This window comes from Streptomyces sp. NBC_01723 (assembly GCF_036246005.1).
Taxonomy (GTDB): Bacteria; Actinomycetota; Actinomycetes; order Streptomycetales; family Streptomycetaceae; genus Streptomyces.
The window spans coordinates 2,519,099-2,544,152 of sequence record NZ_CP109171.1 but is presented as its reverse complement, the minus strand read 5'-3'; the positions used below and the strand labels follow the sequence as shown (position 1 = coordinate 2,544,152).

Genomic DNA, 25,054 nt, shown 5'->3' with positions numbered 1-25,054 from the left:
GGGGGAGGGAGGGGCGGAGGGGTACGTCGCCGTCTGCGGGTGGGTGGGGGCCGGTCGCGCGGTTCCCCGCGCCCCTTCGGGGCGTGCGGTGGGCCGGGGAGGAGGGGCGCCGTGTCGCTCGGGTACGTCGTCTGCGGGGGCGTGCGGGCTGGTCGCGCGGTTCCCCGCGCCCGTGTGGGGCGCGTCAGGCTCCTGACCGCGCCGCCTCCCGTGCCTCCGGCGACCTGAGCCGGTCGGCGGTTCGTTCCGCCGTGCGGTGGGCCCAGGGGCCGTTGGTGACGGCGCCCAGGACGAGGACCGCGAGGCCGCAGGCGGCCAGGATCCACCAGCCGGGGCGGGAGGCCGAGACGAAGGTGTCCCGGTACGAGGAGGCGCCGACGCCCGCCGCCAGTACCGCGCCGACCACCGCCACGCCCAGCGTCTGGCCCAGCTGGCGGCTGGTGGAGGCGACGGCGGCGGCCACGCCGGCCTGGGCGCGGGGCATGCCGGAGACGGCCGTGTTGGTGATGGGCGCGTTGACGAAGCCGAAGCCGATGCCGAACAGGACGTAGCCGACGAAGAGGGTGACGTCGGAGGTCTCGGCCTCGAAGGCGGCGAACAGCGCCCCGCTCACGGTCAGCGCGCCGCCCGCGATCAGCAGCGGCAGCCGCGGCCCCCGGCTGCCGACCAGCCGCCCGGACAGCGGGGCGCACAGGAAGGTCGGGACGGCCATCGGCAGCATCCACAACCCGGCCTCCAGCGCGCTCAGTCCCCGCACGTTCTGGAGGTACAGCGTGGACAGGAACAGGAAGCCGCCGAGCGCCGCGAACGCGCTGACCGCTATGACGGTGGCACCGCTGAAGGGAGCCGACCGGAAGAAGCGCAGCTCGATCAGCGGCTCGGCGCGGCGCGGCTCGTGCAGGAGCAGGCCGGCCAGCGCGACGAGGGCGAGTACCGCGAACGGCAGCACCGCCGTGAACCCGGCGTTCGGCGCCTCGATGATCGCGTACGTCAGCGAGCCGAACAGCACGATCACCAGCAGCTGGCCCAGCGGGTCGGGCCGGCGGGCCTTCGGCGCCCGGGACTCGGGGACGAAACGCAGGGTGAGCAGCAGCGCCGCCAGGCCCACCGGGAGGTTGACCCAGAAGATCGAGCGCCAGCCGACCGACTCCACCAGCACCCCGCCCACCAGCGGCCCGGCGGCCATGGAGATGCCCACCACCGCGCCCCACACCCCGATCGCGCGGGCGCGCTCGCGGGGGTCGGTGAAGGTGTTGGTGATGATCGACATGGCGACCGGATTGAGCATCGAACCGCCCACCGCCTGGATCATCCGGAAGACGACCAGCGAGGACAGGTCGGGCGCCAGGGAGCACAGCAGCGAACCGATGGTGAAGACCACCAGCCCCGTCATGAAGACCCGCTTGCGCCCGATCCGGTCGGCGGTGGACCCGGCCAGCATCAGCAACGCGGCCAGCACCAGCGTGTACGCGTCGACCGCCCACTGGAGCCCCGACGTGCTCGCGCCGAAATCGCGCTGCATGGAGGGCAGGGCCACGTTGAGGATGGTGTTGTCGATGCTCACGATCAGCAGGCTCATGCAGCAGATGGCGAGCACGAGCAGGCGTCGGCGGTGGGTGAGCTCCGGCATGACCACCATCGTACGCCGTTTCGATAGTGCGGTTAACTAATGACCCATACATGATCTTCGGTCCCAAGGCCCGCCGAGCACTGCCCCGCGTACGTGACAATGGAGGAATGTCCACGCTCACCACGCCCGCCCCCGGCACCACTGCCGCACCCCTGCAGATCGGCCCGCACACCGTCGCACCGCCGGTGGTGCTCGCACCGATGGCCGGGATCACGAACGCCCCGTTCCGCACTCTGTGCAGGGAGTTCAGCGGCGGCAAGGGCCTGTTCGTGAGCGAGATGATCACGACCCGGGCGCTGGTCGAGCGCAACGAGAAGACCATGCAGCTGATCCACTTCGACGCGACCGAGACGCCGCGCTCGATCCAGCTGTACGGCGTGGACCCGGTGACCGTCGGCAAGGCCGTCCACATGATCGCGGAGGAGGACCTCGCCGACCACATCGACCTGAACTTCGGCTGCCCCGTGCCCAAGGTGACCCGCAAGGGCGGCGGCTCGGCCCTCCCGTACAAGCGGAACCTGCTGCGCGCCATCGTCCGCGAGGCCGTCACCGGCGCCGGTGACCTGCCCGTCACCATGAAGATGCGCAAGGGCATCGACGACGACCACCTCACCTTCCTCGACGCCGGCCGCATCGCCGTCGAGGAGGGCGTGACCGCCATCGCCCTGCACGGCCGCACCACCGCCCAGCACTACGGCGGCACCGCCGACTGGGACGCCATCGCCCGCCTCAAGGAGCACGTCCCGGAGATCCCCGTGCTCGGCAACGGCGACATCTGGTGCGCCGAGGACGCGCTGCGGATGGTGCGCGAGACCGGCTGCGACGGCGTGGTCGTCGGGCGCGGCTGCCTCGGGCGCCCGTGGCTCTTCGCCGACCTGGTCGCCGCCTTCGAGGGCCGCACCGGCTCCTTCGCCCGGCCCGCCCTGCGCGAGGTCGCCGACGTCATGGTCCGGCACGCCACCTTGCTGGGGGAGTGGATCGGCGACGAGGCGCGCGGCGTCATCGACTTCCGCAAGCACGTCGCCTGGTACCTCAAGGGCTTCGCGGTCGGCTCCGAGATGCGCAAGCGCCTCGCGATCACCTCCTCCCTGGAGGCGCTGCGCGCGGGCCTCGACGAACTCGACCTGGACCAGCCCTGGCCCACCGGCGCCGACGGCCCGCGCGGCCGCACCTCCGGCAACAACCGGGTGGTCCTGCCGGACGGCTGGCTGAAGGACCCGTACGACTGCGCAGGCGTCGGCGAGGACGCGGAGCTGGACACCTCCGGCGGCTGATCAGCCCGTGGTCGGGTGCGGGGTGGAGCCGTACGCCGTCAGGAAGCGGTCGCGGAAGGAACTCATCCGCCACACCGGCGCGTCCTCGGCGGGCTTCAGCCCCTCCGTCCAGTTCCAGTCGTCGATGGCGTCGAGCACCTTCGGGTCCTTGGCGACGACCGAGACCGGCACGTCCCGGCTCGCCCCGTCCCCGCTGACCCGGGCGAGCGGCTGGTGGTCGCCGAGGAAGACGAGGACCGTGTCGTCGGTGCCGTACCGCTCCAGCCACTGGGTGAGGCTGGTCACCGAGTACTCGATCGACTTGCCGTACTCCTCCTTGGAGCGGGTGGAGTCGGCGATGATGTCCGACGCCTTCACCCCCGACGCCTCGATGCCGTCGTACACCGACCCGTCGCCGACCTCGTCCCAGCCGACCATCCGCGGGATCGGCGCCCACGGCTGGTGGCTGGAGGTCAGGATGATCTCCGCCATCAGCGGTTTGTCCCGCTCCCTGCCGTGCTCCAGGCGCTGGAACGCCTCCAGCGCGTACTGGTCCGGCATGGTGGACCAGCTGAACTTCGGCCCCCGGTACCCCACGTCGAACGCGTCGTAGACCTTGTCGAGGCCGTACCACTCCGACTCCGGCCACGCCTTCTGCACGCCCGGCATCACACCGACCGTGTCCCAGTCGCCGGTCTTCTGGAAGGCCTTGGTGAGGGTGAGGTGGTCGCCCGCGGTGACGGTGCGGTACCGCTGCTGGTTGTCCACCCACAGCCCCGACAGGAACGTGGAGTGACCGAGCCAGCTGCTGCCGCCGTACGTCGCCGACGTCAGCCAGCCGCTCTTCGCCCGGAAGCCCGCCTCGGCGAGCGCCTTCGTGCTCGCGTCCAGGGTCCGGTCGACGCCGGGCGCCATCACCGGGTCCTCGATGGCGCTGCGGCCGTAGCTCTCGATGAACGTGAAGATCATGTCCTTGCCGCGCAGGCCCGGCACCAGCTGCGCGCCGGGCGTGGCCCCGAACCGGTCCGCCTTCGCCTCCTTCGCGAACGCCGCCTCGTCGCGCAGCGTGTCCACCACCCGGTGGGCCTGCGCCTCCAGTGCCCCGGAGGCGCTCCGGGTGGCGACCGGCACGCCGAAGGTCTGCACGCCCAGCGCCACGCAGGTCATCCACACGGTGGCCGCCATCAGCGCGCCCCGGGCCGCCCGCTCCCGGTGCGCGGCGAGCAGTTCCCCCAGCCGGACCGCCGCCAGGGCCATCACCACCAGCAGCAGCACGACGAGCAGCACCGCGCCCACGGCCGCCCAGGCCGCCGCCGCGCCGCCCATCGAGTCCGCCACGTACGACTGGGCGTCGTCCAGCAGCCCCCAGTCGAGGACCACGTTGAAGCCCCGCCCCAGGTACTCGGTGAAGCCCATGTCGAGCAGGTTCAGCACGGTCAGCACGCCCAGGCCGACACCGAAGAGCGCCGCCGCCACCAGCCGTGCGGCGCGTGGCAGGCAGAGCAGCAGCACAGCCGCGATCACCGCCTCCGCCGGAATCCGCGCGAACCGGCTGGGCTCCAGCGCGGCGAAGGTGTTCGGCAGCAGCAGGGCCCCGAGCACCAGCACGGCGGCGAGGACGGTCGTCGTGCGGCGCAGGACGAGGGCGGCACGCGGGTGACGGGTGCGCCAGGCCCGCCAGTGGGCGAGACGGGACGTGCGGGCGGCCGGCCCGGGCTCGGCGGCGGACTGCGCGCCGTGGGCGGGTTCGGTGCCGGTGGCGGATTCGGTGTCTGCGATGGCTTCGGTGTCGGCGGTGGCTTCGATGGCCTCCCCGGGGTCGTCGGGCTCGACCACGTCGGGCTCGCGCGGTTCGTCCGGCTCGTCTTCTCCGTACGGCTCCCCGCCCGCGGTCGGTGGCTGGCGAAAGCGCGTGAAGACAGGCACCCGGAGGTCCTTCCGTACGAATCCCGGTGGACGGCGGGCCCGGCGAGGGGGCCGGACCCGCCGCAGTGACGTACGTCCGTGGCGGGCGGTCCGTTCACCCGTGCGCCCATGCGTCCGTTCACCCGTCCGCATGGTGAAAAACCGCGGCCTGTGGCAGCGTGATTCTCGCCACCTCTGATAGCGGTGGCGCTCAGATGAGCGGATCTTGACCGACTCCACTTCTCCAAGGTGTGGCACTGAGTGCCACGTCTTGATCGTTCATCGATCGAACTCAGACGTGGAGATTGCCGCTCATGTGAGCGAAATGCTAGATCCTGGAAGGTTCATCCGTTCAAGAAGTGAAAACATAAGCGGTCGGTCGCTTGCCAAGCCTTGACTTTCGATCCGCTGGCGGACGGGTGGTTACAGGCGTATGACGCACAAGTGGACGTACCCAGGGGCCTTTGATCTGGGTAGATTCCTCGCCGTCAGGGCAGCCACCGCGTCCTCGAGGAGTCGAGACCCGTGTCGGAAAACAAAGAACCTCAGGTAACGAACGCGACGAAGTTCGTTTACGACTTCACCGAGGGCAACAAGGACCTCAAGGACCTCCTCGGTGGCAAGGGCGCGAACCTCGCCGAGATGACCAACCTGGGCCTTCCGGTCCCTCCCGGCTTCACGATCACCACCGAGGCCTGCAAGACCTACCTCGACAGCGGCGAGGAGCCGGCGGCACTGCGTGACGAGGTGAGTGCGCACCTCGACGCCCTCGAAAAGAAGATGGGCAAGAAGCTCGGCCAGGCGGACGACCCGCTCCTCGTGTCGGTCCGCTCCGGAGCCAAGTTCTCCATGCCCGGCATGATGGACACGGTCCTCAACATCGGCCTCTCCGACAAGTCGGTGCAGGGCCTGGCCAAGCAGGCCGGGGACGACCGCTTCGCCTGGGACTCCTACCGCCGCCTGATCCAGATGTTCGGCAAGACCGTCCTCGGCGTCGACGGCGACCTCTTCGAGGAGGCGCTGGAGGCGGCCAAGGCGGCCAAGAAGGTCGCGGTCGACACCGAGCTGGAGGCCGCCGACCTCAAGAAGCTCGTCACCAAGTTCAAGAAGATCGTCAAGACCGAGGCGGGCCGGGACTTCCCGCAGGACCCGCGCGAGCAGATGGACCTCGCCATCAAGGCCGTCTTCGACTCCTGGAACGGCGAGCGCGCCAAGCTCTACCGCCGCCAGGAGCGCATCCCGCACGACCTGGGCACCGCGGTCAACGTCTGCTCCATGGTCTTCGGCAACCTCGGCCCCGACTCCGGCACCGGCGTCGCCTTCACCCGCGACCCCGCCTCCGGCCACCAGGGCGTCTACGGCGACTACCTCCAGAACGCGCAGGGCGAGGACGTCGTCGCGGGCATCCGCAACACCGTCGCCCTCGCCGAGCTCGAGTCGATCGACAAGAAGTCGTACGACGAGCTGATGCGGATCATGGAGACGCTGGAGAACCACTACCTGGACCTCTGCGACATCGAGTTCACCATCGAGCGCGGCCAGCTGTGGATGCTCCAGACCCGCGTCGGCAAGCGCACGGCGGGCGCGGCCTTCCGCATCGCCACCCAGCTCGTCGACCAGGGCCTGATCGACGAGGCCGAGGCCCTCCAGCGCGTCAACGGCGCCCAGCTCGCGCAGCTGATGTTCCCGCGCTTCGACGAGGACGCCAAGGTCGAGAAGGTCGGCCGGGGCATCGCTGCCTCGCCGGGCGCGGCGGTCGGCAAGGCGGTCTTCGACTCGTACACCGCCGTCAAGTGGTCCCGCTCCGGCGAGAAGGTCATCCTGGTGCGCCGCGAGACCAACCCCGACGACCTGGACGGCATGATCGCCGCCGAGGGCATCCTGACCTCGCGCGGCGGCAAGACCTCCCACGCGGCCGTGGTCGCGCGCGGCATGGGCAAGACCTGTGTCTGCGGCGCCGAGGAGCTGGAGGTCGACACCAAGCGCCGCCGGATGACCGTGCCCGGCGGGCACGTCGTCGAGGAGGGCGACGTCATCTCCATCGACGGCTCCTCCGGCAAGGTCTACCTGGGCGAGGTCCCGGTCGTACCGTCCCCGGTCGTGGAGTACTTCGAAGGCCGCATGCACGCGGGCGCCGAGGACGCCGACGAGCTGGTCGAGGCCGTGCACCGGATCATGGCCTTCGCCGACCGCAAGCGCCGGCTGCGGGTGCGCGCCAACGCCGACAACGCCGAGGACGCGCTGCGCGCCCGCCGCTTCGGCGCCCAGGGCATCGGCCTGTGCCGCACCGAGCACATGTTCCTCGGCGACCGTCGCGAGCTGGTGGAGCGGCTGATCCTGGCCGACACCGAGGCCGTGCGCGAGGAGTCCCTGAAGGAGCTGCTGCCGCTCCAGAAGCAGGACTTCGTCCAGCTCTTCGAGTCGATGGACGGACTCCCGGTCACCGTCCGCCTCCTGGACCCGCCGCTGCACGAGTTCCTGCCCGACATCACCGAGCTGTCGGTCCGCGTGGCGCTCGCCGAGTCCCGGCAGGAGCCGCACGAGAACGAACTGCGCCTCCTCCAGGCCGTGCACCGCCTGCACGAGCAGAACCCGATGCTGGGTCTGCGCGGCGTCCGCCTCGGCCTGGTCATCCCCGGCCTGTTCACGATGCAGGTCCGGGCGATCGCCGAGGCCGCGGCCGAGCGCAAGGCGGCCAAGGGCGACCCGCGCGCCGAGATCATGATCCCGCTGGTCGGCACGGTGCAGGAGCTGGAGATCGTCCGCGACGAGGCCGACCAGGTCATCGCCGAGGTCGAGGCCGCCACCGGCACGAAGCTGAAGCTGTCCATCGGCACGATGATCGAGCTGCCGCGCGCCGCGCTGACCGCCGGTCAGATCGCCGAGGCCGCCCAGTTCTTCTCCTTCGGCACCAACGACCTGACCCAGACCGTGTGGGGCTTCAGCCGCGACGACGTCGAGGCCAGCTTCTTCACGGCCTACCTGGAGAAGGGCATCTTCGGCGTCTCCCCGTTCGAGACCATCGACAAGGACGGCGTCGGCTCCCTGGTCGCCGCCGCCGCGAAGGCCGGCCGCGCCACCCGCCCCGACCTGAAGCTCGGCGTCTGCGGCGAGCACGGCGGTGACCCGGAGTCGGTCCACTTCTTCCACGAGGTGGGTCTGGACTACGTCTCCTGCTCCCCGTTCCGGATCCCGGTGGCCCGCCTGGAGGCCGGCCGCGCGGCCTCGCGCTCGAAGGGCAGCGACCACCGGTAGCCGACCCGGACGAAGACCCCGGAGCCGCCGTCTGTCACCCGACCACCCTCACCGATCGGCGGCGGCTCCGGCCCACGGGAGAAGGCGGCACCCTGTGCGGGGGTGCCGCCTCTCCGCGTTCACCCGGTGTTTGTGACGCGTTCCATGGTGTGAATCCCTGTGAGTTGAGCAGCAGCAAGCTGTCAGCGAAGTTTGAGATCCCCGGCAGCGGACAGCGGCCCACACCGGAACGGTGGTTGGATGACCTCGACGGATCACAGGGAACCGGCCGGCACGACCGCCACGTACGGCGGTGGGGGCGAGACCGCCTCCGGCGTACCGGGACCCCGGACCGCCGCCGAGGCGAGAGTGCCCGAGGCCGGTCCCCCCGTCCGCAGGGACCGGCTCGCCGCGCTGGACGGACTGCGGTTCCTGGCCGCCCTGGCCGTGGTCTTCTTCCACTTCGTCGGCCAGGCGCCGTCCACGATGCAGACCATCTGGGACCGCCCCGTCGAGGACGTGTTCCCGGTGGCGCACGGCTACTTCGCCTTCGGCCGGCTCGGTGTCGAGCTGTTCTTCCTGATCAGCGGTTTCGTCATCTGCATGAGCGCGTGGGGCCGCACTCCGCGTGACTTCTTCATCTCCCGCGTCACCCGGCTGTACCCGATGTACTGGGCGGCCGTCGCGATCACCGCGTGCGTGATCTTCTTCGCCGACAACCCGTTCGGGCACCCGTCACCGCGCGTGCTCTTCGCCAACCTGACGATGCTCCAGACCCCGCTCGGGGTGGAGCACCTCGACTCGGTCTACTGGACGCTCTGGCCGGAGATGTGCTTCTACCTCACGTTCGCGGTCGTGGTGTGGAAGGGCCTGACCTACCAGCGCGTGGTGATCTACTGCGGGCTCTGGACGGTCGCCGCCGTGCTGGCACCCAGTGCCGACATCCGCTTGCTGACGCTGCTGGTCAACCCGCCCTCCGCGCCGTACTTCATCGCGGGCATGGCCTTCTACCTCATGTACCGCTACCGGCCGACGCCGCTGCTCTGGGGCATCGTCGCCATGTCGTGGCTGGTGGCGCTGCACTACCTGCTGACACCCGACGGGGGCCGCCTGAACTGGGACTCCTGGTCGCCGTGGCGCGGCTGGCTGGTCCTGGTCATCACGGTCTTCTTCCTGCTGATCGCCGCGGTCGCGCTCGGCTGGACCCGGTGGATCCGCTGGCGCGGGCTGACCGTCGCGGGCACGCTGACCTTCCCGCTCTACCTGCTGCACGACGCCATCGGCGTGAACATCCTGCACCGCTTCGGCGACCGGGCCCACCCGTGGGCCGTGGTCGGGATCACCGTCGTCGCCCTGGTCGCGCTGTCGTACGTCGTGCAGCGGTTCGTGGAGCGCCCGGTCGCCCGGGCCGCGCGGCGCTGGCTGAGCAGCGCCGCCTTCAGTCTGAAGACGCCGGAGCCCCGCCGCTGAACGGGCGGGGGCTCCGGCTCCGGTACGCGGGTCAGGCGGCGCCGTTGCCGCGCCGCTTGCCGACGGCCAGCAGCAGTCCGCCGCCGGCCAGCACGACGATCGCGCCGCCCGCCGCGATGTAGGGCGTGCTGTCGTCGCCGCCGGTCTCGGCCAGGTCGGTGCCCTGCTGCCCGGCGGCCTGGTCGCCGCCGGAGCCCTTGCCGCTGCCGGTGCCCGCGTTGTCGTCGGTCGCCTTCTCTCCGGAGTCGCCGGAGTCACCCGAGTCGTCGGCGGGCTCGAAGCCGGCGGGCGGCTTGTCGCAGCCGACGCCGTCCTGGTCGCGGTCGAGGTGCGCGCCGTAGTGCGGGTCGCCCTCCTTGATGTTGGAGTACCCGTTGTCGTACGCCTCGGTGCAGTTCTTGAACGGGTGGGTGCCGTCGTGCGCCTGGGCGGCGGCCGGCAGGGCGGCCAGGGCCAGCGCGGCGACGGCCACGGCGGCGGGCTTGCGGAGCAGGTTCATCGGGAGTCCCAGGGTGGTGTGGATGAGGAATGGTGTGGATGAGCGGATATGAGGTGACGAAGCTATTGAGGTACCGGAGATGTGGTGGCGATATGAAGGACTCGTGACGCGAACGTGACGTGACCGGACGGTAGCTCTCCGTTCGGGGCCGTGGGGCGCGTACGGTGAGACGGGTCCGGAGCAGGGAAGGAGCCGCTGATGACCGGCTGGAACACGGGCGACATCCCCGGCCTGGACGGGCGGGTCGCCGTCGTCACCGGAGCCAACAGCGGCCTCGGCTACGTGGTCGCCCGGGAACTGGCGCGCAAGGGGGCGCGCGTGGTGCTCGCCTGCCGCAGCGAGGAGCGGGGGAGCGCGGCCGTGGAGCGCCTGCTCGCGGAGGTGCCGGAGGTCGCGGTGGAGCCGGGGCGGCTGGACCTCGGGGACCTGGCGGGCATCCGCGAGTTCGCGTACGGGCTGCCGTACGAGCGGCTCGACCTGCTCGTCAACAACGCCGGGGTGATGGCGCTGCCGCACGGGACGACGACGGACGGCTTCGAGACCCAGTTCGGCGTCAACCACCTGGGCCACTTCGCCCTCACCGGGCTGCTGCTGCCCACCCTGCTCGCCACCCCGGGCGCGCGGGTCGTGACCGTCTCCAGCTTCCTGCACGCGCTGGGCAAAGTCGATCCGCGCGACCTGAACAGCGTGCGTCGGTACGGGCGTTGGACCGCCTACGGCCGCTCGAAATCGGCCAACCTGCTCTTCACCCACGAACTGGCCCGCCGCCTCGCGGCCCGCGACGACGCCTGGGACGTGCGCGCGGTCGCCGCCCACCCGGGATACGCGCGCACCAACCTCATGACCGCGGGACCGCGCGCCGAGGGGCGCCGGCTGGCGACCCGGCTGATGGGGCTGGCCGCCCGGGTCGTCGCCCAGCCCGCGGAGGCGGGCGCGCTGCCCGTCCTGTACGCGGCGACCGCCCCCGGCGTCCCGTCCGACTCCTTCACCGGCCCGTCCTTCGCGATGTGGCGCGGGGCGCCCGCGCCGTCCCGGCGGGCGCCCTGGACCCTCGACGACGCGATGGGGGAGCGGCTGTGGGCCGCCTCCGAACGGCTGACGGGGGTCACGTACGAGGCCCTGCGGGGCCTGGACTAGCTCCGGAACGGCCCGCGCACCTCGTAGGTGATCCCGCCGGACGAACTCCCGCTCGTGCCCCGCTGGCTGGAGAAGTACAGCCGGGTGCCGTCGGGTGAGAACGCCGGCCCGGTGATCTCCGAGCCGGACTGCCCGTCGATACGCAGGAAGGGGGCGACGACGTCGTTCGGAGTGATCACGCAGATCTCCATGTTGCCGCCGTCCTCCGCGACGAACAGGTCGCCGGAGGAGCTGCCGGTGACATTGTCGACGCCGGTCAGCGGGGCCCCGCCGGACGTCACCAGGGAGTCGTCGTAGGCCAGTTCGACGGTCTGCCCGGCCGCGTCGTACTGCCAGACGCGGTTGTCGCCCTTGGTGGTGAACCAGCAGGTGTCGTCCGCGTAGTAGCAGCCCTCGCCGCCGTTGAAGCGCTTGGCGCCGGAGACCTGGTTGCGGGTCGCGGTGGCACCGGAGGGGTCGGGGACCCGCGCCCAGGTCACCGGTCCGCTGGTGGCCGAGCCCGCCACCAGCACCTCCAGCGTGCCGGAGGACAGGTCGCCCCAGGTGGTCGGGCGGAAGCGGTAGAAGCAGCCGTCGGTGACGTCCTCCGTCAGGTACACCACCTCGCGGACCGGGTCGGCCGCCGCCGCCTCGTGCTTGAAGCGGCCCATGGCGTCCCGCCGCACCGCGGCCTTCACGCCCCACGGGTCGGTCTCGTACACGTAGCCGCGGTCCACCTCCTCGCAGGACAGCCAGGTGTTCCACGGCGTCCGGCCGCCCGCGCAGTTCTGGCGGGTGCCGGAGAGCACGCGGTACGCCGAGGTGACGGCGCCCGTGGCGGAGAACCGCACCGCGCTCGCCCCGCCGGAGGGGTTGACCTCCGAGTTGGAGACGTAGATCCAGCCGGAGCCGTCCGGGTAGCAGGCGCCGCCGTCCGGTGCGCCGTGCCAGGTGTACGAGGTGCCCGGCACCTTCTGGCCGGAACGGGCGATCACCCTGCTCGTGAAGCCGGCGGGCAGGCGGAGGCCGTTGGCGTCGGGTGAGCCGAGCGCCCCGTACGGTCCGCTGCCGGGCTGGGCGGGGGCGGCGTACGCGGCACCGCGCCACAGGGTTCCGCCGAGAACGGCCGAGCCGCCGACGACGGCCGTGCGCAGGAGGGTACGACGATCCACTGCTGCCTCCGGGTGTCATGGCCTCTCCCGCCGCCGGACGGCGACGGGAGCGTGCGGTCACGGACCCTAGGGCGGCCTGATTGACGGGCCATGGACAACTTATGACGTGCGGGCGGCACGCGGGCGGCTCAGGCCGTCTGGCCGCCGTCCACCACCAGGTCCGTGCCCACCACCGACGCCGCGTCGTCCGACGCCAGGTACAGCACCGCCGCCGCGACCTCCGCCACCGACGAGACCCGGCCGAGCGGTGTCTCGCCCCGCATGCGCTCGGCCCGGCCCTCCTCCGTCTCCCCGGGGCGCAGGGACATCGAGGTCGCCGTGGCGCCGGGGCTGACGGCGTTGATGCGGACGCCGTCGGCGATGTGGTCGATGGCGGCGCCCCGGGTCAGTGCCGAGACGGCCGCCTTCGTGGCGGCGTAGGCCGCGGCGCCCGGGCTGCGCTTGTGCGCGCCGAAGGTGGAGGCGATGTTCACGATGGCCCCGCCGCGCGGCTGGGCGCGCATCTGCCGCACCTCGGCCGCGAGGGCGAGGAAGACGCCGGTGACGTTGATGTCGAGCTGCGCGTGCCAGTCCGCCTCGGGCAGGTCGGCCAGGGGGACTCCGCCGCGGAAGACGCCGGCGTTGTTGACTGCCACGTCCAGGGAGCCGAAGTGGTCGACGGCGGCGTCCACGACGGCGCGTACGTCGTCGGGGCGGGAGACGTCGGCGGTGACGGCCAGCGCCTTGCCGCCCGCCGCCTCGATCAGGGCCACCGTCTCGTCGAGCGGTTCCCGCCCGCGTCCGGCGACGACGACGTTCGCGCCCTCGGCGGCGAGGGCGAGGGCGACGGCCCGGCCGATGCCGGAGCCCGCGCCGGTGACGAGGGCGGTCCTGTCGGTGAAGCGCTGGGTGGTCATGAATCTCCTCTTTTTCTTGACCGTTCGGTTCAGTATGGAGGTGTGAGAGCGCGCGGAAGGTCCCCGTCGCGGGGAAGGTGCTGTCGCGGGTTCTCAGTCGAGCAGCGCGAGTGCCTGTTCCGCCGCGTCCCGCAGCCTGGCCGGGTCCGCCGACGCCTTCCCCACCACCCGCATGCCCTGCAGCAGCACCAGCAGCATGCGGGCGAGGGTGAGCGGGTCGCGGCCGGCGGGCAGTTCGCCCTGGGCCGCGGCCCGGGTCAGCGTCGAGTGCAGCACGGTCTCCAGCTGGTCCCAGTTGCGCTCGACCCGCCGCGCGGCGACCGGGTCGTGCGGGGCCAGCTCGGCGGCGGTGTTGGTGACGAAACAGCCGCGCAGGCGCAGTTCGCCGGCGGTCGCCTCGGCGGCGTAGCGCCGCACCAGGGACCGGACGCCCGGCAGGGCGGCGCCCGGCCGGGACAGGTCCGCCAGCAGATCCGGCAGCAGCCCCTCCTCGTACCGCGCCAGCGCCTTCAGGTACAGCTCGCGCTTGTTGCCGAAGGTCGCGTAGATGCTGGCGCGTCCGACGCCGAGACGCTCCACGAGGTCGGACATCGACGTCCCCTCGTAGCCGCGCTCCCAGAACAGCTCCAGGGCTGCCCGCAGCGCGGCGTCCGGATCGAACTCCTTGGTCCTGGCCACGTGTCGCAGCCTAGATCCATCTGGAACGAACGGTCAAGAACGTTGCGGACGCAGGCCGACTCAGGCCGCCTTCACCTCGTACACCGCCACCCGTACCGCCTCGTCGTCCAGGCACTCCCCGGTGCTGAGGTCGAAGCGCTGCTTGAGCAGCGGGGAGGCGACGAACGGGCGGCCCTGGTGGGTGCCGGTCAGGCCGCGGGAGAGGACCGCGGCGCCGGTGAACGGGTCCCGGTTGTCGATGGCGTACAGCCCGCCCTCCCGGTCCCGGAAGAGGGCCACCTGGCCGCCGTCCGGGAGCAGGGCCGCCACGCCCCGGCCGGGGAGCAGGGCGCCGAGGTCGCACGCCGTGAACCAGTCGTCGGTCAGCCGCAGCAGGACCTTGAGGTCGGTCGTCTCGGGTGCCAGGGTCATCGCCGGGTGCTTCCTTCCAGGAGGTCTTCCTCGGTGCGCCGCATGCCGATGTTCAGCAGCGGCAGGTCGGGCTTCATCTGGTCGCGCTCGGGCACGAAGCCCACGACCGGGTCGGGGGTGTCGGGCGCGTTCACGAAGGACACGAACCGGGCCAGCTTCTCGGGGTCGTTGATGGTCTCGGCCCACTCGTCGCGGTAGTGCGAGACGTGGGCGCGCATCAGGGACTCCAGCTCGTCGCAGATGCCGAGCGAGTCGTGCACGACGACGTCCCGTACGTGGTCCAGGCCGCCGGGGATGCGCTCCAGCCAGGTGGAGGTGCGCTCCAGCTTGTCGGCGGTGCGGATGTAGAACATCAGGAACCGGTCGATGAGCCGGACCAGTTCGGCGTCCGAGAGGTCCTGCGCCAGCAGGTCCGCGTGGCGCGGGGTGGCGCCGCCGTTGCCGCCGACGTAGAGGTTCCAGCCGTTGGAGGTGGCGATCACGCCGAAGTCCTTGGACTGGGCCTCGGCGCACTCGCGGGCGCACCCGGAGACCGCCGACTTCAGCTTGTGCGGCGACCTGAGTCCCCGGTAGCGCAGCTCCAGGTCGATCGCCATCCGCACCGAGTCCTGGACGCCGTACCGGCACCAGGTCTGCCCCACGCAGGACTTCACGGTGCGCAGCGACTTCCCGTACGCGTGCCCGGACTCGAACCCGGCGTCCACCAGCCGCGCCCAGATCACCGGCAGCTGCTCGACGCGGGCACCGAACATGTCGATGCGCTGGCCGCCGGTGATCTTCGTGTAGAGCCCGAAGTCCCGGGCGATCTCGCCGATGACGATCAGCTTCTCCGGGGCGATCTCGCCGCCGGGGATGCGCGGGACGACGGAGTACGAGCCGTTCTTCTGGAGGTTGGCCAGGAAGTGGTCGTTGGTGTCCTGGAGCGCGGCCTGCTCGCCCTCCAGGACGTAGCCGCTCGCGCCGATCGCGGGGGCCAGGGAGGCGATGATCGAGCCGACCGCCGGCTTGCAGACCTCGCAGCCGTCGCCGCCCCGCGCGCCCTCACGGCCGTGCCGGTCGAGCAGTTCCCGGTAGGAGGTGACCCGCAGGGCGCGGACGATCTCGTACAGCTCCTCGCGGGTCTGCGCGAAGCAGCCGCACAGGCCCTTGTCGACCTCGACGCCGCTCGCCTCCAGCTCGGCGGTGACCAATTGGCCGAGCACCTTGACGCAGGAGCCGCAGCCCGTACCGGCCTTGGTGCACTTCTTCACCTCGGGCACGGTCGTGCACTGGTGGTCGGTGACCGCGCCGCGGATGCTGCCTTTGGTGACGTTGTGGCAGGAGCAGATCACCGCGTCGTCCGGGAGCGCGGACGGGCCCAGCTGGACCGGGGCCCCGGCACCGGCGGGCAGGACGAGCGACTCGGGGGAGACCGGCGGGACCGAGCCGGTGAAGGCGCGCAGCGTCCCGTAGGCCTCCGCGTCGCCGACCAGGATGCCGCCGAGCAGCGTGCCGTCGCGGCCGACGACCAGCTTCTTGTACAGCCCCGCGCGGGAGTCGGAGTAGACGACGTCCAGGCAGTCCTCGGCGGTGCCGTGCGCGTCGCCGAAGGAGGCCACGTCCACGCCGAGCAGCTTCAGCTTGGTGGACAGGTCGGCGCCGGTGAAGGACGCCTCCTGGGCCGCGATGGTCGCGGCGACGGTCTCGGCCTGCTCGTAACCGGGCGCCACCAGCCCGTACACCCGCCCGTCGGACGCCAGCGCGCACTCGCCGATCGCGAACACGTGCTCGTCGGTGACCGTACGGCACCGCTCGTCGACGCTGATGCCGCCGCGCTCGCCGACCGCGAGACCGCAGTCCCGGGCCAGTTGGTCGCGGGGGCGGACGCCGGCGCTGAACACCACCAGGTCGGTGGCGAGTTCGGAGCCGTCGGACAGCTTCATGCCGGTGACGGCGCCGTCCGCGCCCGTCAGGATCTCCTGCGTGCCGACGCCGGTGTGGACGGACAGGCCCATGCCCTCGATGGTGCGCAGCAGCGCCGCGCCGCCGCCCTCGTCGACCTGGACCGGCATCAGGCGGGGCGCGAACTCCACGATGTGCGAGGTGAGTCCGAGCCCCTTCAGCGCGCCCGCTGCCTCCAGGCCGAGCAGCCCGCCGCCGACCACCGCGCCGGTCGTGGCGGTCCTCGCGTACTCCTCGATGGCGAGCAGGTCCTCGATCGTCCGGTAGACGAAGCAGCCCTCGGCGTCCTTGCCGGGGACCGGCGGGACGAACGGGTAGGAGCCGGTGGCCAGGACGAGGACGTCGTAGCCGACGACGAGCCCGGAGCGGGCGGTCACCGTGCGGGCGTCCCGGTCGACGGTCTCCGCCGGGTCACCGACGTGCAGCTCGATGCCGTGCTCCTCGATGAAGGCGAGGTCGGTCATCGACAGGTCCTCGGGGGTCTTGCCCGAGAAGTACGACGTGAGCTGGACGCGGTCGTAGGCGGGGCGCGGCTCCTCGCACAGCACGACCACGCGGTGCGTGGCGGTCAGGCCGCGCTCGGCGAGCGCTTCGAGGAAGCGCTGGCCGACCATGCCGTGGCCGACGAGCACGATCGTCGGGGTGTGCGCCGGGGTGGCGGTCATCAGGAGCCTCCGTCATGGGTGAGCAGGTGGAGCAGGGGGCCGCCGTCGGAGGGGAGCGGCTCTGCTCCCTCCCAGGCGCGCGCGAGCGCGCCGACGGTGCCGAGTTCGCCGACCAGGACCCCGCCGACCAGCCGGTCGTCGCGGACGACGACCTTGCGGTATGTGCCCCGGGTGGCGTCGGCGAGCTGCACGACGTCGTCGCCGGGGAGGGGGTCGGTCTCGCCGAACGCGGCGAGGTCGAAGGAGCCGTCCGGCCCGCCGAGCGGACTGTCCGGCCCGCCGAAGGGGCTCTGGGGCCCGGTGAGGGTGAGGCGGGTCAGGGAGCGGGTGCCGGTGTAGCGGGCGGTGCCGTTCCCGGCGAGCAGTTCGGCCAGCGCGCCGGCCTGTTCGAGGGCGGGCGCGGCCAGCCCGTACACGCGCCCGTCGTGCTGGGCGCAGTCGCCGACGGCGCGGATGTGCGGGTCCGAGGTGCGCAGCTCGTCGTCGACGAGGACGCCCTTGCCGACGTCGAGGCCCGCCTCCTGCGCGAGGCCGACCCGGGGCCGGACCCCGCAGGCGAGCACCACGAGATCGGCGCCGAGGGCGTACCCGTCGGCCATCTCCACCGACCGCACCGCCCCGCCGACGCTGCGCACGTCGCGCACCCGGCACTCGGTGTGCACCTCGACGCCGAGGTCCTCCAGATGGCGCCGCACGAGAGCGGAGGCGCCGGGGTCCAGCTGGCGTTCCATGAGCCGTTCCGCCTGCTGGGCGAGGACGACCTGGGCGCCGCGCACGGCCAGCGCCCGGGCGGCGGAGACCCCGAGCAGCCCGCCCCCGACGACGACCGCCCGCACCCCCGCCCGAACCGCCTTCGACAGCCCCAGGCAGTCGTCCAGCGTCCGGAACGCGTGCACGCCCTCGGGCAGCGCGCGGTCCGGGGTGAACAGACCGCGCAGCGGCGGCAGCACGGCGTTGGAGCCGGTGGCCAGGACCAGCGTGTCGTACGCGATCACCGACCCGTCGGCGCACCGCACGGTCCGCCCCTCCCGGTCGATGCCGGTGACCCGGCCGCGCAGCAGCCCGGCGGGCGCCGGCAGGCTGATCACGTCGGGGCCGTACCGTCCGGCCAGCACGTCGGCGAGCAGCACCCGGTTGTACGGGCGGTGCTCCTCGTCGCCGACCAGCAGCGCGGGCGTGCCCAGCTCACCGAGGAGCCGGGCGAGCGTCACGCCCGCGAGTCCGGCGCCGATCACCACCACACGCTCATTCGAGGTCATGGCATTGAGCGTGCGGCGCCGGTGTTACCCGGTCGCATCGCGTCTGTTTCCCGGGGGGAACGCTGCCCTCAGCAGGTGCGGGGGGTGGGTGTGAGGGCGCGGACGACCGATCCGGATGGCCCGGGGCCGTCCGGGACCGATCGGTAACCTCAGAAGACGCTCATCTTGATGGACGGCACATCGATCCCGTCCATAGGGTCGCGATCATGCCCGACATATCGCTGACCACGCTCGTCCTGCTCTGCCTCGCCGCTCTCGCGGCCGGCTGGATCGACGCGGTGGTCGGCGGCGGCGGCCTCCTGCTCCTGCCGGCCATGCTGCTCGGCCTGCCCTCCGGCACCCCCGCCGCGCACGCGCTGGGCACCAACAAGGCGGTCGCCATCGTCGGCACCACGGGCGCGGCGGTGACGTACGCCCGCAAGGCCCCGGTGGACGTCCGCACGGCCGTCCGCATCGGGCTGGCGGCGCTGGCGGGCTCGTCCGGCGGGGCCTTCTTCGCGGCCGGGATGAGCACGGAGGTGCTGAAGCCGGTCATCATGGTGGTGCTGCTCGCCGTCGCCGCCTTCGTGATCTTCCGCCCGGCCTTCGGCACCGCGCCCGCGACCGGCCCGGCCACCCGCCGCCAGATCCTCGCCGCGATCGGCCTCGCGGGCGTCGGCATCGGCTTCTACGACGGCCTGGTCGGCCCCGGCACCGGCACGTTCCTGGTCCTGGCCCTCACCGCCCTGCTCCACCTGGACCTGGTCACCGCCTCGGCCACCGCCAAGATCGTCAACTGCTGCACCAACGCGGGCGCCCTCGCGACCTTCGCCTGGCAGGGCGCGGTCCTGTGGCAACTGGCCGCGCTCATGGCGGTCTTCAACCTGGCGGGCGGCATGTTCGGCGCGCACACGGCGCTGAAGAAGGGGAGCGGCTTTGTGCGGGTGGTGCTGCTGACGGTGGTGTTCGCGTTGGTGGCGAACTTGGCGTATGAGCAGTGGGTGGCCTGAGGATGCCCCGGGGAGCGCTCCTTGGCGAGGCGCTTGCGGGGCCGGATCGGGCTGGGGGCCGGGGTGGTTGACGAGTGAACCGACCACTGCTGTTCCTCGACGTGGACGGGCCGCTCAATCCTTGTGCGGCCAAGCCGGAGAGGCGTCCCGACGGCTACACCACCCTCAGAGTGCCCAGGGGCGGCGCCTACGTCGAGGACAGGTACCTCACGTCCCGGCGGCGCCCCCTGCGGGTCTGGCTCAACCCGGAGCACGGACGCTTCCTGCTCCGGCTCGGTTTCGAACTGTGCTGGGCCACCACATGGATGGACGACGCCAACCGGTGGATCGCACCGGTGCTCGGCCTTCCGGAACTTCCCTTCGTCGACTTCGGCGACGTCCTGCTCCAAGAACGCCCCGATGGAGTCCACTGGAAGACCGGCCCCCTGGTGAACTACGCCAACGGCCGCGCTTTCGCCTGGGTGGACGACGAACAGAGCGAGCTGGATCAGGCGTACGTGACCGCCCACCATCGAGGGCACGGGCTTCTGCACCACGTCAGCCCTCGAGTCGGCCTACGGGAGAGCGACTTTCGCACGCTCGCCGACTTCGCCCGGTCCCTGGACGAGGAGGCCTGAGCGGTCATCGTGGGTCCCGCCCCACCTCCAGCAGCTCCACCACCCCCGTCCCGTCCTCCTCCCCGTGCCCCTCCGCCAGCCACCGCTCCATCAACCCCATGTACGGCGTCAGCAGCTCCGGGCTCACCCCCTGCTCCTGCGCCGTGCGCAGCAGTGTCGCGTTGCCCGCCACCTGCATCGCGAGGTTGGAGACGACGCCGTGGGAGTAGTCGCCGCGCTCCAGTTGCTCGGCGGTCAGGTGGACGGCCGGGGCCATCGCGGTGAGCCAGGACGCCAGCAGCGGTGCGAAGTCGCCGGGCGCGATGTCCTCGCGTCGGATCAGGGCGAAGGCGTGGGAGACGCCCGCGAACATGCCCGTCATCGCGCTCAGCAGCGCCACGTCGTGCAGGGCCGCGAAGCCCGGGTCCTCGCCGACGTAGCGGGTGCCGGCGGGGACGGCGAGGGTGTCGCGGTGCTCGGCGAAGAGGGTGGAGGATCCGCTGTAGAAGACGTAGCCGCCCGAGTCCGCGTCGCCGATCATCGGCGGAACGGCCATGATGCCGCCGTCCAGGAAGCGTGCTCCGCGCGCCGTCGCCCACGCGGCGCGGGTGCGGCCGTCGGCGGGTGTGCCGGTGGTCAGGTCGACCAGGTCGCGGCCGGTCAGGTCGACGCCGGTCAGGGCCGCGCCGACCGAGGCGTCGTCCAGGAGGCAGGCGATCACCAGGCGGTTGGCCGAGACCGCCTCGGCGGCGGTGCGGGCGACGGTGGCGCCCTCTGCGGCCAGGGCCTCGGCGCGGGCGGGGGTGCGGTTCCAGACGGTCACGGGGTGCCCGGCGGCCAGCCAGGCGCGGACGAGGGCCGTGCCCATGGCGCCGGCGCCGAGGACGGTGAGGGGAATAGGGGGAGTGGTCGGGTTGTCGGTCATGGGGACAAGCCTCTTCCGGGGGACGGGGCCGCTCAAGTACGTACTTGAGAGTGGGTGGTTACCCCGGGGGAAGTACGCGGGCGGTGGACGAACGGGGTGACGGGGATGGGTACGGCACGGCGGCCGGGGGCGTACGTGTGCGGCGTCGACGCGGCGATGGACGTGATCGGCGGGAAGTGGAAGGTGCTGATCCTCTGGGCGCTCGGCGAGCGTGTCCGCCGCTTCGGGGCCCTGCGCCGGGAGCTGCCGGGTGTCACGGAGAAGGTCCTCGCCGCACAGCTGCGGGAGCTGGAGGCCGACGGCATCGTGCATCGCGAGGAGTACCCCGAGGTGCCGCCGCGCGTCGAGTACTCGCTCACCGCGCGGGGCGTCGCCCTCAACGAGGCGCTGGCGCCGCTCGGCCTGTGGGGGAAGGCGCACGTCCTGGGCGGCGGCTCACCGGCTGCCGGTGAGGTGCGCGAAGACGACCACGTTCCCCTGGTAGCCGGTACTGCGTGAGTAGTCGCCGCCGCAGGTGATGACCCGCAGCTCGGGCCGGAGCGCCGCGCCGTACACCTTGGCGTCGGGGAAGTCGTCGGCGGCGTAGACCTCCACCGCGTCCACCGTGAAGACCGCGACGCCGCCGTCCCGCCGGTCGACCTCGATCCTCGCGCCCTTCTCCAGCGCGCCGAGCCGGTAGAAGACGGCGGGGCCCTCGGCGTTGTCGACGTGCCCGGCGACGATCGCGGTGCCCCTCTCGCCGGGGGTGGTACCGGCCTCGTACCAGCCGGCGAGGTTCTTCTTCTCGGCGGGCGGCACGTCCAGGCTGCCCGAGGGCGTCAGCCCGAGCCCCGTCATGGGCGCGTCCACCTTGATCGCGGGGATCCGGACGCGGTCCGGCGGGGAGGGCGGCAGCGCCGGTGCGGCGGGCGGCGCCTCGGCGCTCCGCCCGGTGCCGGAGGCGGCCTGCGCGGCCGACGGCTGCGGCGGGGCCTCGTTCTCCGCGCCGCCGACGAGCAGCCACGCCCCGGAGCAGAGGGCGACCGCGGTGACCGCGGCTATCGCGGTGTTGCCGACCCTGCGCATGTACATATCCCCTCTCCAGTCGGGCCCTGTGGTCTCCCCTGCCCCCTCCGGGCCGCGAGGGGCGTCGGACCCGGAGGGGGTGGGGAAGTGCGGTACCGGCGGACGGGCAGCGGAGGGTGCCCGTCAGATCCCGTCGCCTCTCGCCCGGCGATGCAGGAGCCAGGTACCGCCCGCGGCGGCGACGGCGAGAGCCGCCACACCGGCCGCGGTCTGCACGGGGTCGGGACCAAGAGCGCCGCCGACCCCCGTCTTCACGCTTCCTCTGGGATACACCGGCGCCTCGGCCGCGGTCAGCGTCACCACCAGGTCGCCCGTCACCACCTGTTCGTCGTCCCCGCAGGTCGCGACGATCTCGTACGTCCCCGGCTGCGCGCTCGGCGGCACCTCGAAGTGGCCGGCCGTCTCCCCGTCGCCCGTCCCCGGCGCCAGCGGGAACGTGCCGGCGCCGACCGCGCTGGCGTCACCGGCCGCCGAACCGCCCTCCCCGCACCACGCCGTGGTCACCATGGCCCGCTCGCCCGGCACGACCGAGGAGGGGTACACCTCCAGACCACCGGTCGGCGCGGCGTCCCCGGCGTACACGGTCGCCGGGGAGGCGAGACCGACGGCCGCGACGGCGAGCGCGGTACCGGTCAGCAGGCGGGCGGTACGTCGCATCGGTGCTCCTCTGAGCTCTTCGGTGTCCCCTGCCCTTCCGAGGAAAGTGGCAGCGGACCCGGCCCGCTCCCCGAGCGCGCGGCGCGGATTGGGATGAACGGGTGTCGCCGGTGCGTCGGACGGGAGGCGATGTGACTCCGTTTCAGCAGGTCACGGGGGCGTGCCGGGTGAGGGCGGGAAAAGATCCCGAAGGCTGCGGGACGCGGGTGTGAACGGGTGACCGGCACCGCCGAACGGGCCCGCCGTCGCCACGGCTTGACCTCAAGTTTGGTCGAGGTATCAGGCTGTTTCGCATGGACACCACGACCGCCCCACTGCGGGTGACCCTCCTTGTCGGCAGCAACCGCCACGGCCGCTTCGGCCCCGTCGTCGCCGACTGGCTCCTGGACCACCTCCGGGCCCACGACGACCTGGTCCCGGAGGTGGTCGACGTGGCCGAGGCCGACCTCCCCACGACGCTGGCCGCGACCCCGGAGGCGACCGCCGCGCTGGCCGGGGTCACCCCCAAGCTCGCCGGTGCCGACGCGTTCGTCGTGCTCACGCCCGAGTACAACCACTCGTTCCCGGCGGGCCTGAAGAACGTCATCGACTGGCACTTCACCGAGTGGCGGGCCAAGCCCGTCGGCCTCGTCTCGTACGGCGGCCTGGCCGGCGGCCTGCGCGCAGCGGAGCACCTGCGCCAGGTCTTCGCCGAACTGCACGCCGTCACCGTCCGCGACACCGTCTCCTTCCACAACGCGGGCGCGTCCTTCGACGACGAGGGCGCGCCCAGGGACCCGTCGGGGCCTGACGCGGCGGCGAAGACGATGCTCGACCAGCTGGTGTGGTGGGGGCGCGCCCTGCGCGAGGCGAAGGAGAAGCGGCCCTACGACGACATCTGAGAACGCGCGGGGCCGCCCCGGGTTCCCTTGCGGAACCCGGGGCGGCCCCACGTCGCGTGCGCGGCGGGCTCAGCCCACGCTCACCGCGCTCCACGCCGCGCCGACCGCGGCGTACTCGGCGCTGTCGGTGCCGTACAGGTCACCGGCCGCGCTCAGGGTGGCGGTGCGGGCGCCCGCGTAGTCCGTGGACGAGGTCATGTACACCGTCAGCGCCCGGTACCAGACGTCCCCGAGCTTGTCCCGGCCGATCCCGGAGACCGAGGAGCCGTCGCAGGTGGGGGAGGAGTAGCGCACCCCGCCCACGGTCCGCGCGCCGCTGCCCTCGGCCAGCAGGTAGGCGAAGTGGTTGGCGATCCCGGAGGAGTAGTGGACGTCCAGGTCGCCCACCGCGGTGTTCCAGCAGTCGGCCGAACTGCCGTCCCTGCTGGGCTTGTCCATGTAGCGCAGCGCGTCCCGGCCGAACCCGTCCCGGACGACCTTCTCGCCGATCAGGTAGTCCCCGGCGTCGGCGGAGTTGCCCGCGTGCCACTCCACCAGGGTGCCGAAGATGTCCGAGGTCGCCTCGTTGAGACCGCCGGACTCGCCCGAGTACGTCAGCGCGGCCGTCGACGAGGTCACCCCGTGCGTCATCTCGTGCCCGGCGACGTCCAGCGAGACCAGCGGCCCGAAGGTGCTCCCGTCGCCGTCGCCGTACGTCATGCAGAAGCAACTGTCGTCCCAGAAGGCGTTGTTGTACTTGTTGCCGTAGTGCACCCGGTTGTACGACCCCTTGCCGTCGCCCGCGATGCCGCTGCGCCCGTGCACGTCCTTGTAGTAGTCCCACGTGACGTCGGTGCCGTACTGCGCGTCCACGGCGGCCGAGGCGCGGTCGCCGGCGCTCCCCGTGCCCCAGTGGTTGTCCGCGTCCGTGAACAGCGTCGAGGGGGCCCGGACCAGGCAGATGCCGAGGAAGCACAGGTCGGTCTGGTTCTCCGCGTCACCGGTGTAGGTGGAGCCCCGCGTCGGGTCCTTGAGCTGGTACGACGACCCCGAGGACGTCGTTTCCAGCGGCACCTTGCCGCCGTACAGCGACTCGCCGTCGCCCGCGGCCGTCTCGATGGTGTCCCAGGCGTCGATGCGGGCGCCGGTCCCGGCGTCGGTCAGCACGGTGCGCGCGACCGGGTTGCCGACGGGGTCCATCGCCGCCGCGTTCGTCCGCCAGGCCAGCTTCGGGCTCCCGTGCAGGGCGTCGACCACCAACTGCGGTTTGGCGGTGAGCTTCTTCAGCAGCTCGCCCGGGTTGGCGGCGCGCAGCGCGTTCGCGGCCAGGTCGGCGGCCTTGGGGGCCGACAGCTTCGGGGTGACGGTCGGCAGGGAGACCCGGTCCTCCGTCGCGCGGTCCGCGCCGCGGAAGTCGCCGTCGGGGGCGAGGTGGAGGACGAAGTCGCCTCCCAGGACGGGGAGTTCGCGGTAGGTGCGGTCGTAGCGGACGTGCTGGGTGCCGTCGTCGTCGACGATGACGTCGCGGACCTCGGTGTCCTGCGCCGCGGTCAGGCCGAGGGCGTCGGCCCGGTCGGCGAGGACGGCGGCCGCGTGGCCGAGGGCGTCGGCGGAGGTGGGTCCGTCGGCGGCGTGGGAGGTGGGGGCGAGGACGGTGCCGAGCAGCGCGGCGGTGGTGGCGGCGATGCCGGCCGTGGCGGGGCGGGAACCTCGGACGTGCCGTATTCGGCTCATCGGACTCCTTGGGGAGGAGCGCTACGGGGCGCGTGGGGGTGCGGGGGCGTGGGGAGATGGGGGTGCGGAGGCGGGGGTGTTGACTCAGATTTAAAGGAC

At 72.3% G+C, this 25,054-nt stretch carries 21 protein-coding genes; 8 read left to right on the top strand and 13 right to left on the bottom strand.

Annotated features, from left to right (window positions below; genetic code table 11):
• Nucleotides 1–184: 184 nt before the first annotated feature.
• Nucleotides 185–1,630, bottom strand: coding sequence for an MFS transporter (locus tag OIE75_RS11890; protein ID WP_307011931.1), 1,446 nt, complete (start codon nucleotides 1,628–1,630; stop codon nucleotides 185–187).
• A 107-nt stretch (nucleotides 1,631–1,737) separates the two neighbouring features.
• Between OIE75_RS11890 and dusB the strand changes: the two genes are divergently transcribed.
• The gene (dusB, locus tag OIE75_RS11885; RefSeq protein WP_329470739.1) at nucleotides 1,738–2,904 is read left to right on the top strand and encodes a tRNA dihydrouridine synthase DusB; all 1,167 of its coding nucleotides are present in this window, start codon (nucleotides 1,738–1,740) and stop codon (nucleotides 2,902–2,904) included.
• On the opposite strand, the gene OIE75_RS11880 is transcribed toward dusB, so the two are convergent.
• The gene (locus OIE75_RS11880) at nucleotides 2,905–4,809 is read right to left on the bottom strand and encodes a CDP-alcohol phosphatidyltransferase (protein WP_443078334.1); all 1,905 of its coding nucleotides are present in this window, start codon (nucleotides 4,807–4,809) and stop codon (nucleotides 2,905–2,907) included.
• Nucleotides 4,810–5,313: 504 nt separating this feature from the next.
• Here OIE75_RS11880 and ppdK point away from each other — a divergent pair.
• Nucleotides 5,314–8,043: a pyruvate, phosphate dikinase gene (gene ppdK / locus OIE75_RS11875; RefSeq protein WP_329470737.1), complete on the top strand. Its 2,730-nt coding sequence runs from the start codon at nucleotides 5,314–5,316 to the stop codon at nucleotides 8,041–8,043.
• 240 nt (nucleotides 8,044–8,283) lie between these two features.
• Nucleotides 8,284–9,492, top strand: coding sequence for an acyltransferase family protein (locus tag OIE75_RS11870; protein WP_329470736.1), 1,209 nt, complete (start codon nucleotides 8,284–8,286; stop codon nucleotides 9,490–9,492).
• 31 nt (nucleotides 9,493–9,523) lie between these two features.
• On the opposite strand, the gene OIE75_RS11865 is transcribed toward OIE75_RS11870, so the two are convergent.
• On the bottom strand, nucleotides 9,524–9,991 hold the full coding sequence (locus OIE75_RS11865; RefSeq protein WP_307011925.1) for an excalibur calcium-binding domain-containing protein: 468 nt from the start codon (nucleotides 9,989–9,991) through the stop codon (nucleotides 9,524–9,526).
• A gap of 198 nt (nucleotides 9,992–10,189) precedes the next feature.
• On the opposite strand from OIE75_RS11865, the gene OIE75_RS11860 reads away from it, so the two are divergent.
• Nucleotides 10,190–11,128 (top strand): oxidoreductase, encoded by a 939-nt coding sequence (locus OIE75_RS11860; protein WP_329470731.1) that lies wholly within the window; start codon nucleotides 10,190–10,192, stop codon nucleotides 11,126–11,128.
• Here OIE75_RS11860 and OIE75_RS11855 read toward each other — a convergent pair.
• The 6 genes from OIE75_RS11855 to OIE75_RS11830 all read right to left on the bottom strand — a co-directional run bounded on the left by OIE75_RS11855 (nucleotide 11,125) and on the right by OIE75_RS11830 (nucleotide 18,129).
• Nucleotides 11,125–12,279 carry an alkaline phosphatase PhoX gene (locus OIE75_RS11855; RefSeq protein ID WP_329470729.1) on the bottom strand — a complete coding sequence of 385 codons (1,155 nt, stop codon included), beginning with the start codon at nucleotides 12,277–12,279 and terminating at the stop codon, nucleotides 11,125–11,127. The two genes, OIE75_RS11860 and OIE75_RS11855, sit on opposite strands and share 4 nt — an antisense overlap.
• A gap of 128 nt (nucleotides 12,280–12,407) precedes the next feature.
• Nucleotides 12,408–13,175, bottom strand: a complete 768-nt coding sequence (locus OIE75_RS11850; protein ID WP_329470727.1) for an SDR family NAD(P)-dependent oxidoreductase — start codon at nucleotides 13,173–13,175, stop codon at nucleotides 12,408–12,410.
• A 93-nt stretch (nucleotides 13,176–13,268) separates the two neighbouring features.
• Nucleotides 13,269–13,853 carry a TetR/AcrR family transcriptional regulator gene (locus OIE75_RS11845; protein WP_307011918.1) on the bottom strand — a complete coding sequence of 195 codons (585 nt, stop codon included), beginning with the start codon at nucleotides 13,851–13,853 and terminating at the stop codon, nucleotides 13,269–13,271.
• Nucleotides 13,854–13,913: 60 nt separating this feature from the next.
• On the bottom strand, nucleotides 13,914–14,264 hold the full coding sequence (gene nirD, locus OIE75_RS11840; protein ID WP_122620232.1) for a nitrite reductase small subunit NirD: 351 nt from the start codon (nucleotides 14,262–14,264) through the stop codon (nucleotides 13,914–13,916).
• Nucleotides 14,261–16,870 carry a nitrite reductase large subunit NirB gene (gene nirB, locus OIE75_RS11835; protein ID WP_329470724.1) on the bottom strand — a complete coding sequence of 870 codons (2,610 nt, stop codon included), beginning with the start codon at nucleotides 16,868–16,870 and terminating at the stop codon, nucleotides 14,261–14,263. The genes nirD and nirB overlap by 4 nt, the downstream gene beginning before the upstream one ends.
• Nucleotides 16,870–18,129 carry an NAD(P)/FAD-dependent oxidoreductase gene (locus OIE75_RS11830; protein WP_329470722.1) on the bottom strand — a complete coding sequence of 420 codons (1,260 nt, stop codon included), beginning with the start codon at nucleotides 18,127–18,129 and terminating at the stop codon, nucleotides 16,870–16,872. Before OIE75_RS11830 ends, nirB begins: the two co-directional genes overlap by 1 nt.
• Nucleotides 18,130–18,335: 206 nt before the next feature.
• Here OIE75_RS11830 and OIE75_RS11825 point away from each other — a divergent pair, with 206 nt between their 5' ends.
• Both OIE75_RS11825 and OIE75_RS11820 read left to right on the top strand, forming a co-directional pair.
• Nucleotides 18,336–19,118: a sulfite exporter TauE/SafE family protein gene (locus tag OIE75_RS11825; protein WP_122620235.1), complete on the top strand. Its 783-nt coding sequence runs from the start codon at nucleotides 18,336–18,338 to the stop codon at nucleotides 19,116–19,118.
• Nucleotides 19,119–19,192: 74 nt separating this feature from the next.
• Nucleotides 19,193–19,735 carry a hypothetical protein gene (locus OIE75_RS11820; RefSeq protein WP_307011912.1) on the top strand — a complete coding sequence of 181 codons (543 nt, stop codon included), beginning with the start codon at nucleotides 19,193–19,195 and terminating at the stop codon, nucleotides 19,733–19,735.
• A 4-nt stretch (nucleotides 19,736–19,739) separates the two neighbouring features.
• Here the strand turns inward: OIE75_RS11820 and OIE75_RS11815 are convergent, their stop codons facing one another.
• On the bottom strand, nucleotides 19,740–20,639 hold the full coding sequence (locus tag OIE75_RS11815) for an NAD(P)-dependent oxidoreductase (RefSeq protein WP_329470719.1): 900 nt from the start codon (nucleotides 20,637–20,639) through the stop codon (nucleotides 19,740–19,742).
• A gap of 105 nt (nucleotides 20,640–20,744) precedes the next feature.
• Here OIE75_RS11815 and OIE75_RS11810 point away from each other — a divergent pair, with 105 nt between their 5' ends.
• Nucleotides 20,745–21,137: a winged helix-turn-helix transcriptional regulator gene (locus tag OIE75_RS11810; RefSeq protein WP_329470716.1), complete on the top strand. Its 393-nt coding sequence runs from the start codon at nucleotides 20,745–20,747 to the stop codon at nucleotides 21,135–21,137.
• On the opposite strand, the gene OIE75_RS11805 is transcribed toward OIE75_RS11810, so the two are convergent.
• Nucleotides 21,075–21,704 (bottom strand): class F sortase, encoded by a 630-nt coding sequence (locus OIE75_RS11805; protein ID WP_307017884.1) that lies wholly within the window; start codon nucleotides 21,702–21,704, stop codon nucleotides 21,075–21,077. The two genes, OIE75_RS11810 and OIE75_RS11805, sit on opposite strands and share 63 nt — an antisense overlap.
• 123 nt (nucleotides 21,705–21,827) lie before the next feature.
• Entirely contained in the window at nucleotides 21,828–22,361 is a 534-nt protein-coding gene (locus OIE75_RS11800) for a hypothetical protein (protein ID WP_307011907.1), read from the bottom strand.
• Between the two features lie 293 nt (nucleotides 22,362–22,654).
• On the opposite strand from OIE75_RS11800, the gene OIE75_RS11795 reads away from it, so the two are divergent.
• Nucleotides 22,655–23,242 carry an NADPH-dependent FMN reductase gene (locus OIE75_RS11795; RefSeq protein WP_329470713.1) on the top strand — a complete coding sequence of 196 codons (588 nt, stop codon included), beginning with the start codon at nucleotides 22,655–22,657 and terminating at the stop codon, nucleotides 23,240–23,242.
• A 69-nt stretch (nucleotides 23,243–23,311) separates the two neighbouring features.
• Here the strand turns inward: OIE75_RS11795 and OIE75_RS11790 are convergent, their stop codons facing one another.
• Nucleotides 23,312–24,955 (bottom strand): M4 family metallopeptidase, encoded by a 1,644-nt coding sequence (locus OIE75_RS11790; RefSeq protein ID WP_329470710.1) that lies wholly within the window; start codon nucleotides 24,953–24,955, stop codon nucleotides 23,312–23,314.
• Nucleotides 24,956–25,054 lie beyond the last annotated feature (99 nt).

Bases quoted from the DNA above. Each gene is read 5' to 3' on its own strand.
- OIE75_RS11870 (WP_329470736.1), top strand. From the start codon at position 8,284: ATGACCTCGACGGATCACAGGGAACCGGCCGGCACGACCGCCACGTAC.
- OIE75_RS11850 (WP_329470727.1), bottom strand. From the start codon at position 13,175: ATGACCACCCAGCGCTTCACCGACAGGACCGCCCTCGTCACCGGCGCG.
- OIE75_RS11890 (WP_307011931.1), bottom strand. From the start codon at position 1,630: ATGCCGGAGCTCACCCACCGCCGACGCCTGCTCGTGCTCGCCATCTGC.
- OIE75_RS11830 (WP_329470722.1), bottom strand. From the start codon at position 18,129: ATGACCTCGAATGAGCGTGTGGTGGTGATCGGCGCCGGACTCGCGGGC.
- nirD (WP_122620232.1), bottom strand. From the start codon at position 14,264: ATGACCCTGGCACCCGAGACGACCGACCTCAAGGTCCTGCTGCGGCTG.
- OIE75_RS11865 (WP_307011925.1), bottom strand. From the start codon at position 9,991: ATGAACCTGCTCCGCAAGCCCGCCGCCGTGGCCGTCGCCGCGCTGGCC.
- OIE75_RS11815 (WP_329470719.1), bottom strand. From the start codon at position 20,639: ATGACCGACAACCCGACCACTCCCCCTATTCCCCTCACCGTCCTCGGC.
- OIE75_RS11800 (WP_307011907.1), bottom strand. From the start codon at position 22,361: ATGCGACGTACCGCCCGCCTGCTGACCGGTACCGCGCTCGCCGTCGCG.
- OIE75_RS11790 (WP_329470710.1), bottom strand. From the start codon at position 24,955: ATGAGCCGAATACGGCACGTCCGAGGTTCCCGCCCCGCCACGGCCGGC.
- OIE75_RS11810 (WP_329470716.1), top strand. From the start codon at position 20,745: ATGGGTACGGCACGGCGGCCGGGGGCGTACGTGTGCGGCGTCGACGCG.
- nirB (WP_329470724.1), bottom strand. From the start codon at position 16,870: ATGACCGCCACCCCGGCGCACACCCCGACGATCGTGCTCGTCGGCCAC.
- OIE75_RS11805 (WP_307017884.1), bottom strand. From the start codon at position 21,704: ATGCGCAGGGTCGGCAACACCGCGATAGCCGCGGTCACCGCGGTCGCC.
- OIE75_RS11860 (WP_329470731.1), top strand. From the start codon at position 10,190: ATGACCGGCTGGAACACGGGCGACATCCCCGGCCTGGACGGGCGGGTC.
- dusB (WP_329470739.1), top strand. From the start codon at position 1,738: ATGTCCACGCTCACCACGCCCGCCCCCGGCACCACTGCCGCACCCCTG.
- OIE75_RS11795 (WP_329470713.1), top strand. From the start codon at position 22,655: ATGGACACCACGACCGCCCCACTGCGGGTGACCCTCCTTGTCGGCAGC.
- OIE75_RS11825 (WP_122620235.1), top strand. From the start codon at position 18,336: ATGCCCGACATATCGCTGACCACGCTCGTCCTGCTCTGCCTCGCCGCT.